This window comes from Aerolutibacter ruishenii, from assembly GCF_007830115.1.
Lineage (GTDB): Bacteria > Pseudomonadota > Gammaproteobacteria > Xanthomonadales > Xanthomonadaceae > Aerolutibacter > Aerolutibacter ruishenii.
Genome location: NZ_VLKP01000014.1, coordinates 45,900 through 63,623, shown reverse-complemented (window position 1 = coordinate 63,623; position 17,724 = coordinate 45,900). Strand labels below are relative to the sequence as shown.

General features: G+C 69.7%; 15 protein-coding genes and 1 pseudogene. 10 read left to right on the top strand and 6 right to left on the bottom strand.

Annotated elements, in window-relative coordinates; all coding sequences use genetic code 11:
- Nucleotides 1–44 precede the first annotated feature (44 nt).
- Together IP93_RS14135 and rsgA are read right to left on the bottom strand one after the other, a co-directional pair.
- Nucleotides 45–1,313: a flavohemoglobin expression-modulating QEGLA motif protein gene (locus IP93_RS14135; protein ID WP_242006875.1), complete on the bottom strand. Its 1,269-nt coding sequence runs from the start codon at nt 1,311–1,313 to the stop codon at nt 45–47.
- 177 nt (nt 1,314–1,490) lie between these two features.
- Nucleotides 1,491–2,590 (bottom strand): annotated as a pseudogene (rsgA, locus tag IP93_RS14130) (ribosome small subunit-dependent GTPase A); the annotation flags it as partial.
- A 238-nt stretch (nt 2,591–2,828) separates the two neighbouring features.
- Between rsgA and IP93_RS14125 the strand changes: the two are divergent.
- From IP93_RS14125 to grxD, 3 genes are all read left to right on the top strand, one after another.
- Nucleotides 2,829–4,082, top strand: a complete 1,254-nt coding sequence (locus IP93_RS14125; RefSeq protein ID WP_144816777.1) for a pyridoxal phosphate-dependent aminotransferase — start codon at nt 2,829–2,831, stop codon at nt 4,080–4,082.
- A 225-nt stretch (nt 4,083–4,307) separates the two neighbouring features.
- Nucleotides 4,308–4,940 carry an SGNH/GDSL hydrolase family protein gene (locus tag IP93_RS14120; protein WP_144816775.1) on the top strand — a complete coding sequence of 211 codons (633 nt, stop codon included), beginning with the start codon at nt 4,308–4,310 and terminating at the stop codon, nt 4,938–4,940.
- Between the two features lie 120 nt (nt 4,941–5,060).
- Nucleotides 5,061–5,990, top strand: a complete 930-nt coding sequence (gene grxD / locus IP93_RS14115; protein ID WP_144816773.1) for a Grx4 family monothiol glutaredoxin — start codon at nt 5,061–5,063, stop codon at nt 5,988–5,990.
- Nucleotides 5,991–6,026: 36 nt separating this feature from the next.
- Here the strand turns inward: grxD and IP93_RS14110 are convergent, their stop codons facing one another.
- The 3 genes from IP93_RS14110 to IP93_RS14100 all read right to left on the bottom strand — a co-directional run bounded on the left by IP93_RS14110 (nt 6,027) and on the right by IP93_RS14100 (nt 8,049).
- A complete protein-coding gene (locus tag IP93_RS14110; RefSeq protein ID WP_144816771.1) occupies nt 6,027–6,641 on the bottom strand; it encodes a DUF924 family protein in 615 nt (204 codons plus the stop codon).
- Entirely contained in the window at nt 6,638–7,204 is a 567-nt protein-coding gene (locus IP93_RS14105) for a lysozyme inhibitor LprI family protein (RefSeq protein ID WP_144816769.1), read from the bottom strand. The genes IP93_RS14110 and IP93_RS14105 overlap by 4 nt, the downstream gene beginning before the upstream one ends.
- Nucleotides 7,205–7,272: 68 nt before the next feature.
- Nucleotides 7,273–8,049 (bottom strand): AMP nucleosidase, encoded by a 777-nt coding sequence (locus IP93_RS14100; RefSeq protein WP_144816767.1) that lies wholly within the window; start codon nt 8,047–8,049, stop codon nt 7,273–7,275.
- Between the two features lie 148 nt (nt 8,050–8,197).
- Here IP93_RS14100 and IP93_RS14095 point away from each other — a divergent pair, with 148 nt between their 5' ends.
- From IP93_RS14095 to IP93_RS14065, 7 genes are all read left to right on the top strand, one after another.
- Nucleotides 8,198–9,646 (top strand): amidohydrolase, encoded by a 1,449-nt coding sequence (locus tag IP93_RS14095; protein WP_144816766.1) that lies wholly within the window; start codon nt 8,198–8,200, stop codon nt 9,644–9,646.
- Nucleotides 9,647–9,696: 50 nt separating this feature from the next.
- The gene (locus tag IP93_RS14090) at nt 9,697–11,031 is read left to right on the top strand and encodes an amidohydrolase family protein (protein ID WP_242006880.1); all 1,335 of its coding nucleotides are present in this window, start codon (nt 9,697–9,699) and stop codon (nt 11,029–11,031) included.
- Nucleotides 11,032–11,048: 17 nt separating this feature from the next.
- Complete coding sequence (locus IP93_RS14085; RefSeq protein WP_158636362.1) at nt 11,049–11,300, top strand: hypothetical protein; 252 nt, start codon at nt 11,049–11,051, stop codon at nt 11,298–11,300.
- A 31-nt stretch (nt 11,301–11,331) separates the two neighbouring features.
- Nucleotides 11,332–11,736, top strand: a complete 405-nt coding sequence (locus IP93_RS14080; protein WP_144816762.1) for a DUF1761 domain-containing protein — start codon at nt 11,332–11,334, stop codon at nt 11,734–11,736.
- A gap of 137 nt (nt 11,737–11,873) precedes the next feature.
- A complete protein-coding gene (locus tag IP93_RS14075; protein ID WP_144816761.1) occupies nt 11,874–12,821 on the top strand; it encodes a DegV family protein in 948 nt (315 codons plus the stop codon).
- A 153-nt stretch (nt 12,822–12,974) separates the two neighbouring features.
- The gene (locus tag IP93_RS14070; protein ID WP_144816759.1) at nt 12,975–16,442 is read left to right on the top strand and encodes an amidohydrolase family protein; all 3,468 of its coding nucleotides are present in this window, start codon (nt 12,975–12,977) and stop codon (nt 16,440–16,442) included.
- Between the two features lie 162 nt (nt 16,443–16,604).
- The gene (locus tag IP93_RS14065) at nt 16,605–16,949 is read left to right on the top strand and encodes a hypothetical protein (RefSeq protein WP_144816757.1); all 345 of its coding nucleotides are present in this window, start codon (nt 16,605–16,607) and stop codon (nt 16,947–16,949) included.
- A 31-nt stretch (nt 16,950–16,980) separates the two neighbouring features.
- On the opposite strand, the gene IP93_RS14060 is transcribed toward IP93_RS14065, so the two are convergent.
- Nucleotides 16,981–17,697, bottom strand: coding sequence for a response regulator transcription factor (locus tag IP93_RS14060; RefSeq protein ID WP_144816756.1), 717 nt, complete (start codon nt 17,695–17,697; stop codon nt 16,981–16,983).
- Nucleotides 17,698–17,724: the final 27 nt, after the last annotated feature.

Genomic DNA, 17,724 nt, shown 5'->3' with positions numbered 1-17,724 from the left:
AGCCCCAGCCGAAGGCCCCTACCCCACACGCATCCACAATACGGTCATGGATCGTGGAAAGCGGCCTCTTCCGGCACGCTCTCCAGGCGGATGCGGTTGGCGAACAGCGAGAACGCGAGCATGCCGGCCAGGCCGTTGGCCCGTTCCACCCAGCGCGGCAGCCAGCGCGGCTGAGCCAGCACGCCGGCCTCGAACAGCGGGGCGAAGCGCTGCACGTCGGTGAGCGTCATCTTGCCGGCGAACAGCCAGCGGCACAGGTACAGCTTCTGCTGGCGCAGCGCCCAGCGGAAGAAGGTGTGCACGTCCACCAGCCCGCGCAGGTACACGGTGTCCTTGGTGAAGGCGTGGCCGCCGCGGGTGGGCACGCCCCGGAACACGCGCTGCGCGGAGGTGAAGCTGTCCTCCGGTGTCTGCCCGGCATCCAGGAAGTAGTGGAACACCTGGATGAAGTCGGCGCCGTCCAGCGCCATCGCCACCGCTTCGATGCGCAGGCTGATGCGCTTCATGCGGCCGATGTCGATGTTGCCGGTGATCTGCTCGGCAAACGTGGCCAGGCCTTCCTGGGTGGCGGTGATGCGCGGCGACGACAGCGACAGGCTGGGCAGCACGGCCTGGTGGCGGCCGTTGAGCGCGGTCAGCGAGTGCACGAAGGCCTCGTGCTGCAGCAGTTGCTGGCGGTCGTAGTCGCGGAACGCGGCACCATGGCGCAGGCGGATGCGGGTGGCGCCGGCGGCGGCCTTGGCGATCAGGTCCGGGTCCAGCACCACCTCGATCATGCGGCCGTCGAAGAAATCATCCAGCTCGCGCTGCAGCTGCAGTTGCAGCGCGGTGGCGGAGATCTCCACGTGCTCGCAGGGCGCCAGCAACTCGCGGTCGAGCTCGTTGGCGATCTCGATGAAGTGGTGGGCGGCGTCGCGGGTGGTGGGGCCGTTGCCGGGCAGCGCCTCGGTCGGGCCGCCGTACAACTCCAGCGAGTGGCCGGTGACCTCGTCGGTACCCAGCGCCTCCACCATGGCCGCGGCGGTGCACCAGCTGCGCGCCGACTCGGCGATGTACTGGCCCAGCGGATGGCCTTCGTCGGCCTCCTCGGCGATACGGTCCAGCTCGTGCCGGGTCTCGGTGAAATCGCGGCGCGGGTAGTCGATGTGCGGCAGATAGTGCTGGCCGCGCGCGTGTGCCTCGAGGAAGCGCACTTCCTCGCCGGCCGGCCAGCTGACCATGGCGAGGATGCGAATGCCCTTGGCGGCCTTGACCAGGCGCGCGTCCAGGGCGGCGTGGTAGTGCACTTCGGGTGGCAGGTGGGTGGTGTCCACGGGTTCGTTGTCGGCTTTTGTCCCGGCGGCGTCAAGCGCGAGGGCATTCCACGACAGACGGCGGATGGCGGATGGCGGATGGCGACACCTGAGCTTCAGGGATCGACGGCCATACCCGCGGGAAGGTCGGCACGGGCCAGGGGCGTCGCAAGCGACCGCGCTCAATGGTGCCCGTACTTGTCGTCCAGGCGCTTGTTGATCGCCTTGCCCAGTACCTTTTCCTCGGCCTTCTGCGCACGGCGGTTGGCCAGGCGGTTGGCCGCGCCCGCCACCTCGCCGCTGAGCTTGAGGTAGTTGGCGAAGCGCTGCGGGTCGAGCGTGCCCGCGGCCATCGCCGCCTGCACCTCGCACCCGGGCTCCTTGCCGTGGCGGCAGTCGCGGAACTTGCACTGCACGGCGAGCGCTTCGATGTCGGCGAAGTTCTCCGCGACATCCTCCTCGCCGGTCGGCTTGAGCTCGCGCATGCCGGGGGTGTCGATCAGGCAGGCACCGGAGGGCAACGGCAACAGTGCACGGTAGGTGGTGGTGTGGCGACCACGCGAGTCGTGCGCACGCACCGCGCTGGTCTTCATCCGCGCTTCGCCCAGCAGGGTGTTGGTGAGGGTGGATTTGCCCGCGCCAGACGAGCCGACCAGCACCGCGGTGCGGCCTGGCTTCAGCCACGCCGCGAGTTGCGCGACGCTGGCGGGGTCCTTGGCGTTGACCGTGTACACGGCCACGCCCTGCTCGGCCAGCATGGCGCGGGTGGCGTCGGCTTCGGGCGCGGCGGTCGGGTCGGCCGCGGCCAGGTCGGCCTTGGTCAGCACCACCACCGGCTCGGCGCCGCCGCGCACCAGCAGCAGGTAGCGCTCGATCCGGCGCGGATTGAAGTCCAGGTCCAGGCCGCAGACCACGAACACGGTGTCGACGTTGGCCGCGATCAGCTGCTGGCGGTAGTGCTCGCCGGCGGCGCCGCGCTTGATGCTGGTGCGGCGCGGCAGCAGCGCCACGATCTGCGGCTTGTGGTGGGCCAGGTCCTCGATCAGCACCCAGTCGCCCACGCCGGCGCGCTGCTCGGGCGGGAAGCGCGGACGCTGCCATTCGGGCAGGGATTCCACGCCGAAGGTGCGCTCGGGACCGTCAGCGACCACGTAACCGCTGCGGTGCTGCTCCACCACGCGCGCCGGGCGGGCCTGCGGATGCCGTGCCAACGCCTCGCGCCATGCCGCTGGCTCCGGCAGGCCATCGGCGGCCACGGGCCAGCCGATCGCCTGCAGGGCGGCGACTTCAGGGTTCAAACGGCGGGGGCGCGGGTGGGCATGGCGCGATTCTAGACCAGCCACGGGGGCGTCGCGGGCTCGGTCCGGGCGCGCCACGGCGGCGTTTCGGGCACGGGGCCGAGGCCTGCGGGCCGCCGAAAGGCCCAATACCGTCACGGAAGACCGCCCTCAGGCGGAAAAATCTGCCGCAAAGTTCATGATCGCCGACAGAATTTCGACTAATCTGCACAACCCTCCCCACGATCCCGCCCTGCCAATGTCTCCCCCGAGCCTGAAGACCCGCGACCGCCTCTCCGAAGTCCGCTACGAAATCCGCGGCGAACTGGCCCGGCGAGCCCGCGAACTGGAGGCCCGGGGACGCAAGCAGATCAAGCTCAACATCGGCAACCCGGGCGCGTTCGGGTTCCGCGCGCCGGAGCACCTGCAGCGCGCCATCGCCGACCAGATCGCGCGTACCGATCCGTACACGCACCAGCAGGGCCTGCCCGCCGCGCGCGAGGCGGTGGCCCGCTTCTACAAGGAGCGCGGCACGCCCAACGCCTCGCCCGAGCGGGTGTTCATCGGCAACGGCGTCAGCGAGCTGATCGACCTGTCGCTGCGCGCGCTGCTCAACCCCGGTGACGAGGTGCTGCTGCCTTCGCCCGACTACCCGCTGTGGAGCGCGGCGACCATCCTCAACGACGGCCGCCCCGTCTATTACAGCTGCCTGCCGGAGAACGGCTTCCTGTCCGACCCGGAGCAGATCGAGTCGCTGGTGTCCTCGCGCACCCGCGCCATCGTGCTGATCAACCCCAACAACCCGACCGGCGCGGTGTACCCGCGCGAACTGCTGCAGCAGATCGTGGCGATCGCGGCCAAGCACGGCCTGCTGATCATGGCCGACGAGATCTACGACTCCATCACCTACGACGGCGCGCAGTTCCAGCCGATCGCGCCGCTGGCCGGCGAGGTGCCGTGCCTGTCGTTCGGTGGCCTGTCGAAGGTGCACCGTGCGTGCGGCTGGCGCGTGGGCTGGGCGGTGCTGTCCGGCGACCCGCTGGCCAGCGGCGACTACCACCACGCGATGGACCTGCTGGGCGCGCTGCGCCTGTGCGCCAACGTGCCGGGCCAGTTCGCCATCGATGCGGCGCTGCACGGCGAGGACACCATCACCCCGCTGTGCGAGCCGGGCGGACGCCTGTACGAGGCCCGCCGCGCGGTGGTCGAGGCCGTGGCCGCGAGCAGGCACCTGACCCTGGTGCAGCCGGCCGGCGCGCTGTACGCGTTCCCGGGCGTGACCGGCCCCGCGGCGCGTGACTTCGACGACCACAAGTTCGCGCTGGAGCTGCTGGAAACCGAGGACGTGCTGGTGGTGCCGGGCTCCAGCTTCAACGTGCCCTACCGCAACCACTTCCGCGTCACGCTGCTGCCGCAACCCGAGGACGTGCGCGAAGTGTTCACCCGCATCGAGCGCGTGCTCGACCGCCATGCGGAGCGTGTGCAGGGTGAGGCACTGCGCGCGATTGCCTGACGACAGCTGCCTGGTGGCGACTGTCTGATGGCGGTTGCCTGGTGATGGCTGTCTGGCGGCGGCTGTCTGGTGTTGGCTCTGCCGGGTGACAGCCGTCGGGTGACGACCCGGTGGCGCTCGACGTAATCTGGACGGGTGGCAAGCGCCAACGGTCTTCGCCACGCTTCCGCGGCCGTAGTGGCGCCTCGCTCGCCGGCCACGTCCACACCTGTGCCGGACACGACGATGGCCACCGATCCCAACGCCCTGACCTACCTCGCCCTGGGCGACAGCTACACCATCGGCGAAGGCGTCGCGCCCGGCGAACGCTGGCCGGTGCGCCTGACCCTGGCGCTGCGCGAGTTAGGCGTGTCGCTGGAATTCCCGCGCACCATCGCCACCACCGGCTGGACCACCGACGAGTTGATGACCGCGATGGACCTGGCGCAACCGCCGCTGGGCGAGTACGACTTCGTCAGCCTGCTGATCGGGGTCAACAACCAGTACCGCAATCGCAGTTGTGCGGACTACGCCGGTGAGTTCGGCGACTTGTTGGCGCGCGCGGTGCGGCATGCGCGCGGGCGCGCCGACCGGGTGCTGGTGCTGTCGATCCCCGACTGGGGCGTGACCCCGTTCGCGGCGCAACAGGGCCGCGACCGTGCCCAGATCGCCCGCGAACTGGACGAGTACAACGCCTGCGCACGCGAGGTGTGCGAGGCGCGTGGCGTAGCCTTCGTCGATATCACCGCCATCAACCGCCAGCGCGGCGGCGAAGCGGCGATGCTGGCCGCCGATGGCCTGCACCCGTCGGCGGCGATGTATGCCGAGTGGGCGGCGCTGGCGCTGCCCGTGGCGCGCGGGTTGCTGGCCCGGCCATGACGGACGCGCCGGACCGGCCACCGGGGCTGACGTGGGTCAAGCGATCGTCCGCCGGTTCACCGCCCCTGCAGCCACGCTGGGCGTAAAATGGCGTATTCCCCCTGATTAATGGACCCCGCCATGTCGCTCGACCCTGCCCTGCGCGCCCGCATCGAATCGCTGCTGGCCGCCAACAATGTCGTCCTGTTCATGAAGGGCGAGCCGCGCGCCCCGCAGTGCGGGTTCTCGGCCAAGGCCGTGGGCGCGCTGTCGGCCGTCGGGGTCGAATACGCGCACGTCAACGTGCTGGCCGATGCGGAGATCCGCGAAGGCATCAAGGTCTTTGGCGAGTGGCCGACGATCCCGCAGCTGTACATCGGCGGCGAGCTGGTCGGTGGCAGCGACATCATCGAGCAGATGGTCAACTCCGGCGAGCTGTACACGGTGCTGGGCCTGGCCCAGCCCGACCGCACGCCGCCGGCCATCACCATCACCCCGGCGGCGGCGCAGATGCTGCGCGACGCGGTGGCCAATGCCGGCGAGGGCTACGCGCTGCAGATCGAGGTCGACCCGCGTTTCAACGCGCGCCTGCAGCTGGCCCCGGTGGACACCGGCGCCATCGCGGTGGACCGGGACGGCATCCGCGTGCAGTTCGACCTGGCCAGCGCGCGCCGCGCCGACGGCCTGACCATCGATTGGGTGGACGACGCCCGCGGCCGCGGCCTGGTGATCGACAACCCGAACGCGCCGGCCAAGGTGCGCGAGCTGTCGCCGGCCGACGCCGCCGCGCAGGTCGCGGCCGGCACGCTGACCCTGGTCGACGTGCGCCCGTTCGATGAGCGCATGCACGCCTCGGTGAAGGTGCCGTTCTCCACCTTCGACGACGACGGCATGGCCGAACTGGAAGCCTTGCCGAAGGACACCCCGCTGGCGTTCCTGTGCCACCACGGCGGCCGCAGCCAGCAGGCGGCGGAGCACTTCCGCGGGCTGGGCTTCAGCAAGCTGTTCAACGTCACCGGCGGCATCGACGCCTGGGCCAACGAAGTCGACGGCAGCGTCGGTCGCTACTGAGTTGCCGGCGGCAATGGCCGCCAGCCGATCCTGCCGCTAGCCGCTGAAGCCGCCGCCGTCGAGGAATGCCTGTTCCTCCGCGGTGGTGGTGCGGCCCAGCGCCGCGTTGCGGTGCGGGAAGCGGCCGAAGCGCTCGATGATGTCCAGGTGCAGCACCGCCCAATGGTCGGCCTGCTCGCCCGGCAGCGTGCGATGCAGGGCCACCGAGCGGCGCTGGTCGTCCAGGTCCTCGGAATGCTCGTAAGGCAGGTAGAAAAACACCCGCAGGTCCGGATCGACCGTACGGTCGAACCCCGCGGTGATCGCGCGCGTGGCGTAGTGCCGGGCCAGGCCGTCGGTGGCATAGGCGTGGGCGCTGTCGCGGAACACGTTGCGCGGGATCTGGTCGAGCAGCAACAGCAGCGCCAGCGCGCCTTCGGCGCTGGCCATCCACGCTTCCAATCCGCGACGTGCGGCGGCATGGTGCGCGGCCAGGAATCGCGTGCACTCGTGGTCGAATGCGTCGTCGCGGTTGAACCAGCGCTGCATGCCCGCTTCGCGCCAGAATCCGACCACCGAGGCGGCATCGACCGGACCATCGGCCCGCGCACCCGCGCCCGTGCCCGCCCAGGCAATCGCCGGGTCCGACGTGACGTCTCCGTGCCGGCTCATGCGCTTTCCTCCTCGTCGCCCAGTTGCGTTTCCAGCTCGGCCGCCCACGCCGCGGTGATGCTTTCCAGCGTCACCGCGTGGATCAACGGCCGGATCGACCCGCCGGCATAGGACTGGGCGATGAAGCGCGCGTAGTGCTCGCGGAACGCCAGCCAGGCCCGGTGCGTTTCCTCGAACACGGCCAGCCCTTCGGCATCCAGTTGCGCGCGCAGGTGCGTGAGCAGCGCCTGCAGCCGCGCCTCGGCCCCGGCCAGCGCCTCGCGCGCCTGGGTCACCATGTCGGCCGCGCGCGCGTCGCCGCCGTGGCGCGCCACTTCCTCGGCCTGGCTGAAGTAGTTGTCGGCCATGCGCGCGGCGGTCTCGGCCTTGCCCAGCAGGCGGTGCTCGAAACGCCGCAGGTCGTCGAGGTTGAGGTTGGCGCCCTCCAGCCCCTGCTTGAGCGCCAGCAGTTTCTGGTGGCGGTCGATGGCCTCGCTGGTGCCGCGCCGCTCCAGCCGTCGCTGGATGAAGTAGAACGCCCAGGTCAGCGCCGCGCCCAGCAGCAGGTAGATGGCCTTGTCCATGCGTTCCCCTTCTCCTTCAAACGGGGCCCAGTGTGCACCGTGGGCGTCGCAGGCGTTGCGATGCCGCGCTATTCGTCAAAGCGCAGGTGCCGCACCGACTTGCCGTTGCGCCGGATCAGCTTCAGCGCCTCGATGCCCACCTGGATGTGGTTTTCCACGAACTCGGCGCTGACCTTGGCGTCGCTGGCCTCGGTCTTGACCCCTTCCGGGATCATCGGCTGGTCGGACACCAGCAGCAGCGCGCCGCACGGGATGCGATTGGCGAAGCCGGCGGCGAAGATGGTCGCGGTCTCCATGTCGATGGCCATGCAGCGCATCGTGCGCAGGCGTTCCTTGAAGGCCTCGTCGTGCTCCCACACGCGGCGGTTGGTGGTGTAGACGGTGCCGGTCCAGTAGTCGTGCCCCAGGTCGCGGATCATGGTCGACACCGCGCGCTGCAGCGCGAACGCGGGCAGTGCGGGCACCTGCGCGGGCAGGTAGTCGTCGCTGGTGCCGTCGCCCCGGATCGCGGCGATCGGCAGCACCAGGTCGCCCAGCGCGTTCTTGCGCTTGAGCCCGCCGCACTTGCCCAGGAACAGCACCGCCTTGGGCGCGATGGCCGACAGCAGGTCCATCAGGGTGGCGGCGTTGGGGCTGCCCATGCCGAAGTTGATCATGGTGATGCCGTCGGCGGTGGCGCTGGGCATCGGCCGGTCCAGGCCCACCACCGGCGCGCCGGTCAGCCGGGCGAAGTGGTGCAGGTAACCGCCAAAGTTGGTCAGCAGGATGTACTCGCCAAAACCATCCAGCGGCACGCCGGTGTAGCGTGGCAACCAGTTGCCCACGATCTCGTTCTTGCTTTTCAATGCGTCCCCGCGTCCTCGTGATGTCGGCCCCATTCTGGCACCGGGCATGACCATCGTCATGGTTGTGCGGCACGGCGGGGGGCCGGTACGGTTCGGGGGCTGGCCCGCGGCGTGCGCGGGCCGCGCCTGACCAAGGGAATCCAGCACCATGTCCACACCTTCCACCGCCGTGCTTGCCACGGCGCTTGCAGCCACCTTGGCCTGCGGCAGCGCGCTGTCCGCGCCCGCGGGCACGTCCACCGCGACGTCGCGCTTCGCCGCCGACCCCTACCCCAGCACCTACCGGGTGATCGCCGCACCGCCGGTGCTGATCAGCAATGCCACGGTGCTGACGGGCACCGGCGCGCGCCTGGACGGCAGCGACGTGCTGCTGCAGGACGGCAAGGTGGTGGCGGTGGGCGCGGGACTTCAGGTCCCGGCCAATGCGGTGCGCGTGGACGGCACCGGCAAGTGGGTCACCCCCGGCATCATCGACGTGCATTCGCACCTGGGCGTGTATCCGAGCCCCGGCACCCAGTCGCACAGCGACGGCAACGAGATGACCGCGCCGGTCACTGCAGCGGTCTGGGCGGAGCATTCGGTGTGGCCGCAGGACCCCGGTTTCGCCACCGCGCTGGCCGGCGGCGTGACCGCGCTGCAGATACTGCCCGGCTCGGCCAACCTGATCGGCGGGCGCGGCGTGACGCTGAAGAACGTGCCGGCCACCACCTACCAGGCGATGAAGTTCCCCGGCGCGCCATGGGGCCTGAAAATGGCCTGTGGCGAGAACCCCAAGCGCGTGTATGGCAGCAAGGGCGGCCCGGCCACGCGCATGGGCAACGTGGCCGGCTACCGCGCGGCGTTCATCGACGCCAGCGAATACCTGCGCAAGAACACGCCCAAGCCGGCGAAGAAGAAGCACTGGTGGGAGTCGTCCAACGGCGAGAAGGCCGACAGCGACAAGGACACCGGCGGCAAGCGCGACCTCAAGCTGGACACGCTGGCCGGCGCGATCAGCGGCGACATCATGGTGCACATCCACTGCTACCGCGCCGACGAGATGACCACCATGCTCGACCTGGCCAAGGAGTTCGGCTTCAAGGTGGCCGCGTTCCACCACGGCGTGGAGGCCTACAAGATCGCCGACCGGCTGGCTGCGGAGGGCGTGTGCGGCGCGCTGTGGGCCGACTGGTGGGGCTTCAAGATGGAGGCCTTCGACGGCATCCAGGAGAACATCGCGCTGGTCGACCGCCCGGCCGGCAGTTGCGCCATCGTCCACTCGGATTCGGGCGAGGGCATCCAGCGCCTCAACCAGGAAGCGGCCAAGGTGATGGCGCAGGCCGGACGCGTGGGCATGGACATCGCGCCCGAGCATGCGATCCGCTGGCTGACGCAGAACGCCGCCAAGTCGCTGGGCGTGCTCGACCAGACCGGCACGCTGGAGCCGGGCAAGATGGCCGATGTGGTGCTGTGGAACGGCAACCCCTTCAGCGTGTACGCGAAGGCCGAGCAGGTCTACATCGATGGTGCGCGCGTGTACGACCGCCACGACCCGGCGCGCCAGCCCAGGTCGGATTTCCTGCTGGGCCAGGGTGCAACCGATGGAGGTGTGCGATGAGCCGCCCCGCTGCCATTTCCAACGCCACGGTGCCGTCGATGTCCAAGCCCATGCCACGCCGTCGCGCACTCATCGGGGCGTTGCGCCTGGCCGCCGCGCCACTGCTGGCGGCCATGCTGCTGCTGGGCACCGAGGCCGCCGCGCAGGACGCGCTGATCCGCAACGCCACCGTGCACACCGCCGGCGCGCAGGGCACCCTGCAGCACGCCGACGTGCTCATCGGCGGGGGCAAGGTGCGCGCGGCGGGCACCGGGTTGACGGCACCGGCTGGCGTCGAGGTGATCGACGCGCAAGGCCGTCCACTGACCCCTACCCTGTTCGCGGGCATCACCGAAATCGGCCTGGAAGAAGTCTCCGGCGAGAAGGCCACCGTCGACCAGGCGCTGTCGTTGGGCAAGGGCGGCGAGATGTCGGTGCGCCCCGAGTTCGACGTGACGCTGGCGTTCAACCCCGAGTCGGTGGTGATCCCGGTCAGTCGCATCGAAGGCATCGGCTGGACCCTGCTGGGCGCCAACGCCACCCAGGGCGGATCGCTGATTGGCGGCCAGGGCGCGGTGGTGCGGCTCGACGGCGGTCCCGATGCCGTGGGACCGAAAGTGCTGTTCGTGAAGCTGGGTGGCGACGCCTCCGGCCTGACCGGTGGCTCGCGCGCGGGCCAGTGGATGCTGCTGGACCAGCTGATCGACGAGGTGCGCGGGCGCATTGCGCCGGGCTCGCACGCGGCGCTGCTGACCCCGGCCGGCCGTGCGGCGCTGGCGCGCTACCTGGACGGTAGCGGCCGTGTGGTGGTGCAGCTGCATCGCGCTGCCGACATCCGCCAGCTGCTGCGCTGGGCCGGGCGCCACAAGGTGCGCGTGGCCGTGGCCGGTGGCAGCGAGGCGTGGAAGCTGGCGCCGCAACTGGCGGCGGCCAGGGTGCCAGTGTTCGTGGACCCGCTGGCCAACCTGCCGGCGGACTTCGACCAGATCGGCGCAAGCATGGACAACGCGGCGCGACTGCGCGCGGCGGGGGTGTCGGTAGGCTTCAGCCAGGCCGGCGACGCCTCGCACCACGCACGCAAGATGCGCCAGCTGGCGGGCAATGCGGTGGCCGCCGGCCTTCCGTGGGAAGACGGCCTGGCCGGCCTGACCCGGGTGCCGGCCGAGGCCTTCGGCGTGGCCGACCAGTTGGGCCGCATCGCCCCAGGCCAGCGCGCCGACCTGGTGCTGTGGAGCGGCGACCCGCTGGAGGTCAACAGCGTGGCGCTGCGAGTGTGGATGGACGGCAAGGCCATCCCCATGCGCAGCCGCCAGACCGAACTGCGAGACCGCTACCTGCGCACGGTGCCCGCGGCCGAGCAGGGCGGGCTGCCGCGCGCGTACCCGCCGGTGGGCGGGGTCCGCTGAGGACCGCTGCGTTGGTTGTGCCTCTGCTCTGGCCGGCGCTGCTGGGCGCGGCCTTCGGCCTGCAGCCACCGGGCGAGTTCCATGGCGACGAGCCGGTGGCGCGCGACGGCGAACGCTGGCTGGCACTGCGGGTCGACGGCCGCCTCGACCTGGTCTTCGATACCACCGATCATTACAACCTGCTGCGACCGACGCTGTTCCTGTCGTCGCGCGCCGCGGCCGGCGAACTGGTCGGCCAGGTCGCGCAGTACCAGTCCGTGGGCTGCTGAGCCCCGCCCACACCCCTGAGGATCCCTCGCCATGCCCCCGATACCCACCGACCTCAACTGGCTGGCGATCCTGGCCGCCACCGCGTCCAGTTTCGTGCTGGGTGGACTCTGGTACGGGCCACTGTTCAAGAAGGCCTGGTGCCGGGAGGCCGGCATCGATCCGGATACCGCGCCACCGCATCCGGGACGGGTGTTCGCCACGGCCATCGTCTGTGCCCTGCTGTCGGCCACGGTGTTTTCCACCCTGCTGCCCGCCACGGCCACGGCGGTGGACGGCTTCGGGGCGGGGTTCGTGGTCGGCGTGTTCTTCGTGGCGATGAGCTTCGGCATCAACTACGCCTTCGCCCAGCGCAGCCTGAGGCTGTGGATGATCGACGGCGGCTACCACATCGTCCAGTTCGTCCTGTTCGGGGTGATCCTCGGCGCCTGGGGTTGAGGATCCACTTCCGCGAGGCGCCGCCGCCCGCCGCCCGCCGCACAGGCTCCTGCGCACCCTCTCCGAAGATCGGATTTGCCGCTATGCTTCATGCATGAGCCGCCCTCAGAGCGGTTGTCCGACAAGGGGGAGGCGCGATGCGTATTGGACTGGCAGTGGACTCGGCCTGCGACCTGCCGACGTCGTTCCTGGAACAGCACGACTTCACCATCCTGCCGATCACGGTGCGCATCGGCGAGGCCGTGCTGGCCGACCATCGCGACGAACAGGCCACGCTGGAATTCCTGGACTCGCACGTGGCCGCGCGCGGCCATGAAGCCGAGACCATGCCGTTCACCGTGCAGCAGATCCAGGACCTGTTCCTGCAGAAGCTGGTGATCGACTACGACTACGTGTTCTGCATGACGATCACGAAGACGCGCAGTCCGATCTTCGACAACGCCAGCCAGGCCAGTTTCGCGATCCTCAATGACTACCGGCCGATCCGCACGGCGGCCGGGCATGACACGCCATTCGCGCTGCGCGTGATCGATACGCAGAACCTGTTCGCCGCGCAGGGCGTGCTGGCAGTGGAGGCGGCCCGCCTGGTGGCCGCGGGCGAAGGCGCGCCGAAGATCCGCGCGCGCCTGGAGCACCTGGCGCTGCACACGCAGGGCTACCTGATCCCTCCGGATCTGTATTACCTGCGCAACCGCGCACGCACCAAGGGCGACCGCAGCGTGAGCCTGCTCAGTGCGGCGCTGGGCACCGCGCTGGACATCAAACCGGTGCTGCACTGCAACCGCGGCGAAACCGGACCGGCTGCCAAGATCAAGGGCTTCGAGCCGGCGGTGCAGAAGACGCTGGAGCACGTGGCGCGCCGCGTGGAAGCCGGCGACCTGCTGACGCCCACGGTATGCATGAGCTACGGCGGCAACCTCGAGGAACTGCACCGCCTGCCGGGCTACGAGAACCTGCGCGCGGCCTGCCGGGCGCACAACGTGGAATTCTTCGAGAGCGTCATGAGCCTTACGGGCATGGTCAACGTGGGCAAGGGCGCGGTGGTGGTCGGCTTTGCCGCCGAAGGGCAGAAGTTCAGCGCATGACCATTCCGGGCCGGCACGCCTCCGTGGCGGCTGCCCGCCCCGCTGGAGTCGCCACCCAGCCCCGGCGGGTGGCGCGACCGGGACTTTCTACCTAGAGCCACGCGGGCGCGCGCGGGTTAGGCTGCGGGCTTTGCCCGCCTGCGTGGTTCTTCGATGACCTCCAACCGATGCCTGCTCGCCGTCGCGCTCGCCAGCGCGATCTCCTTCCACGTGGCCACGCCCGCGCACGCGCAGCAACCGCCGCCGCAACCGCAGCCCCAGGCCAAGGAGCAGGCCGACAAGGACAAGGTCCAGCTGGAGCAGGACGCGCTCGACCCGGCCGGCAACGACCCGGCCAAGGCCCCGGCGCAGACGGCCAAGGGCCGCACCAGGCCCGGCGAGGACGCCGACCAGAAGAAATGGGACGTCACGGCCGCGCACGGCCAGACCAAGCCCGTGCGGTTCGAGACCGACGAAGGCACGTGGATGGATGTGGATGTCTCGCCCGATGGCCGCCAGATCGCGTTCTCGCTGCTCGGCGACCTGTACCGCATGCCGATCGGCGGTGGCGCCGCCACGCGCGTGACCAGCGGCCCGGCGTGGGACGTGCAGCCGCGCTTCTCGCCTGACGGCAAGGAACTGGCCTTCACCTCCGACCGGGGCGGCGGCAACAACCTGTGGCGCGTGCCGGTGTCGGGCATGAGCGCCGACGGCAGCAACGCCACGCAGGTGACCAAGGAGGACTTCCGCCTGCTCAACAACCCGGCGTGGACGCCCGACGGGCAGTTCCTGATCGGCCGCAAGCATTTCACCGGCGAGCGCTCGCTAGGCGCGGGTGAGCTGTGGCTGTACCACGCCAGCGGTGGCGGCGGCGTGCAGTTGACCAAGCAGAAGAACGACCAGCAGGACCTGGGCGAGCCGGCGGTGTCGCCGGACGGCCGCTACGTGTATTTCTCCGAGGACGTCAGCGCCGGCCCGTTCTTCCAGTACAACAAGAACCCGCATGCGGTGATCTACGCGCTCAAGCGCCTGGACCGCGAGAGCGGCAAGATCGACACGCTGGTGGCCACACCCGGCGGCGCGGTGCGCCCGCAGCCTTCGCCCGACGGCAAGTCGCTGGCGTTCGTGAAGCGCATCCGCGACAAGTCGGTGCTGCACGTGCTCGACCTGGCCAGCGGCGAGGCGCGCCCGGTGTGGAACGGCCTGTCGCACGACCAGCAGGAGGCGTGGGCGATCTTTGGCCCGTACAGCAACTTCGACTGGACGCCGGATTCCAAGGCGGTGGTGGTGTGGGCGCAGGGCAAGCTGTGGCGCGTGGACATGGCCAGCGGCAAGGCGGCCAACATCCCGTTCACCGCGCAGGTGGAGCAGACCGTCACCGCGCCGCTGCGCTTCGAGCAGAAGATCGACGAAGGCACGTTCGCGCCGAAGATGATCCGCGACGTGGCCACCAGCGCCGACGGCAAGACCCTCATCTTCCACGCGGTGGGCCAGCTGTGGCGCAAGCGCCTCCCCGACGGCAAGCCCGAGCGCCTGACCGGCAATGACGGGGTGTACGAATACCAGCCCAGCTTCAGCGCCGACGGCCGCAAGCTGCAGTACACCACCTGGTCCGACGCGGGCATGGGCGCGATCTACGTGCGCGATGCCGGTGGCAGCGGGCTGGGCAAGCGGCTGACGCAGGAGAAGGGCTTCTACTACGGTCCTCGTTTCTCGCCCGATGGCTCGCGCATCGTGTACAGCAAGACCGGTGGCGGCGGCCTGACCGGCTCGATGTGGTCGGGGGAGAAGGGCATCTACGTGATGCCGGCCGGCGGCGGCAAGCCGATGCGCGTGGCCGACAGTGGCGAGGCGCCGCAATTCAGCGCCGACGGCAAGCGCGTGTATTTCCTCACCGGCGGCGGACTGAAGAAGAAGCTGATGTCGGTGGGCCTCAACGGCGAGGAGCCGCGCGAGGTGTACGACCTCAAGTACGTCGACGGCGTGAGCATCAGCCCGGACGGCAAGTGGGTGGCGTTCACCGAGCTGTTCAATGCCTACGTGGCGCCGCTGGTGACCACCGGCAAGGCGGTCGAGTTGTCCAAGGACAGCAAGGCGATGCCGGTGACCGCGGTCAGCGCCGACGTGGGCAGTTACCTGCACTGGTCGGCCGATTCGAAATCACTGAACTGGATGGTCGGCGACCGTTACTACTCGCGTCCGCTCAACCAGGCGTTTGCGTTCCTGCCCGGCGCGCCGAAGGAGCTCCCCAAGCCCACCACCAATGGTGGCATCGCGGTGGGGCTGACCGTGCCGGTCGACAAGCCCCGCGACGTGGTGGCCTTCACCAACGCACGCATCGTCACCATGCGTGATGCGGAGACCGCCCAGGAAGTGATCGAGAACGGCACGCTGGTGGTGCGCGGCGACGTGATCGAGGCGGTGGGTGTGGGCGTGGCGATTCCTGCCGGCGCACGCGTGGTCGACGCGGCCGGCAAGACCATCGTGCCGGGCTACGTGGACGCGCACGCGCACGCGGCGCACTTCGGCCAGGGCGTGGTGCCGCAGCAGAACTGGGCGTACTACACCAACCTCGCCTTCGGCGTGACCACCATGCACGACCCGTCGGCCACGACCGAGTTCGTGTTCTCCGAGAGCGAGCTGCAGAAGGCCGGCAAGATGGTCGGCCCGCGCGTGTTCTCCACCGGCACGATCCTGTACGGCGCCGATGGCGACTTCAAGGCGGTGGTCAATTCGCTGGATGACGCGCGCAGCCACCTGCGCCGGATGAAGGCCAATGGTGCCTTCAGCGTCAAGAGCTACAACCAGCCGCGTCGCGACCAGCGCCAGCAGATCAACACCGCCGCGCGCGAACTGGGCATGCTGGTGGTGGAGGAAGGCGGCAGCACCTTCCACCACAACATGACCATGGTGCTGGACGGCGTGACCGGCATCGAGCACAACATCCCGGTGGCGCCGCTGTACAAGGACGTGGTCGGGCTGTGGTCGCAGACCGACGTGCGCAACACGCCGACGCTGGTGGTGAGCTACGGCGGCCTGTCGGGCGAGTACTGGTGGTACGCGCGCGACAACGTGTGGGAAGACAGGAAGCTCAACCGCTTCTTCCCGCGCGAGACGCTGGACGCGCGCAGCATCCGCCGCGAGACCGCGCCGGATTGGGATTACTGGCACATCGAGGTGGCCAAGTCAGCGAAGAAGCTGCGCGATGCAGGGGTGAAGATCCAGGTCGGCGGCCACGGCCAGCTGCAGGGCCTGAGCCCCAACTGGGAAACGTGGATGCTCACCCAGGGCGGCTTCAGCAACTTCGAGGCGCTGCGCGCGGCCACGTTCGACGGTGCCGACTACCTCGGCCTCGGCAAGCAGATCGGTTCGCTGGAGGTGGGCAAGCAGGCCGACCTGGTGGTGCTGAATTCCAATCCGCTGGAGAACATCCGCGCCACCACCGACACACGCTACGTGATGGTCGATGGCCGCCTGTTCGATGTGGATGCGGACATGGCCGAGGTCGGCAACCGTGGCGAGAAGGCGCCGAACTTCTATTGGCAGCGCCATCGCGACGGGCAGACCTTCGGGCTGGAGTACGGGCCGACGGCGGTGTGCCACTGCCCGAAGGGGCATGGGGCGCACGTGCACCTGGACTAAGGTGCCAGACGCGGATCCCGGGTGGAGCACCCACCCGGGATCGTCCCGCACGGCAGGCATCGCGTTGCAACATGCCTGACTTGCGCAACACGCATCGTCCGTTCACGTGGCGACGATGCGCGCCCCGCTAGCCTGAATCCACGACGACAAGGAACGCACACGATGGTTGCCAGGTACTACATCACCCTGCCCGATGCCAGCCGCGCACGCGGCCAGGACGCCCGTTTCACCTTCACTGCCGTGGGCGCCGAGGGATTTGCGGAGCAACTGCAGGCCGCGCTGCGCACCGACGACCTGTTCGAACGCTGGCGTCTGGTGCAGGACGATCCCGACGAGGTGGATCCCGCGCTGGGTGCCACCGACCCTGGTGCGACTGTCGAGGGCCAGCAGCAGGACCTGCACGTGAACCTGGTGGTGACCTCGGCCATCCCGGGGACCGTGCTCAAGCACCGGTTGAGACTGTTGGCCGGTGGCCACTGGGAACTGCGCGACGTCACCGCGGCATGAGGCTTGGCGGGGGCCGACCGGCATCAGGCGCTCATTGGCCGTAAGGCTGCGCGGCGCCTGCACCGGCGCCCTGGTCCAGGGTTTCTTCCGGGTCTCTTGCGGGGGGATGCTGGCGCGACCACTGCGCCGCCGACAGGGCGACCCGTCCGCTCACGCCCGCGCGCTCGAAGGCGTGGTGCAGGTGGGTCTTCACGGTTTCCGGACTGATGCCCAGGTTGCGGGCGATCTGCTTGTTGCTCAGGCCTTGCGCTGCCCATTCCACGATCTCGCGTTGGCGTTGGGTCAGTTGCGCCAGGCAGGCCGGCATGGGTTCGTCGCTCCAGGCGCTGCCGTCCAGCCGTGACGGCTGGTGCCAGGACGTCAGTACCGCGCGCAGCATCAGCACGGGCTCCACCGCAAACAGGCCAGCGACCACCGCCCGCAACGCGCGAAGTACGACTTCCGGCGATGCATCCTTGCCAAGGCAGCCGCTGGCACCGCTGCGCACGCAGTCATGCAGGGCCGCCACGGTGGGCGACCGGTAGAAGTACAACCGCTGCGGAAGCGCCACGCGCCAGGCGCGGATCTCGCGTTCGACCCGAGGGTCGTCACCATCCACCAGCAACAGCGCGGGTTGCTCTTCGCCTTGGACCTCCCCCGGTCCGTAAGCGCCCAGCCACGAAATATCGCCCCGGACGGTCAGTATCCGCTCCAGTCGTGCCCTCCAAAGTCGGTCGCTGGCTATGGCCATCACCGGCAATGTCGTCATGCGCGCTACCCATCAGGTTGGCACGGG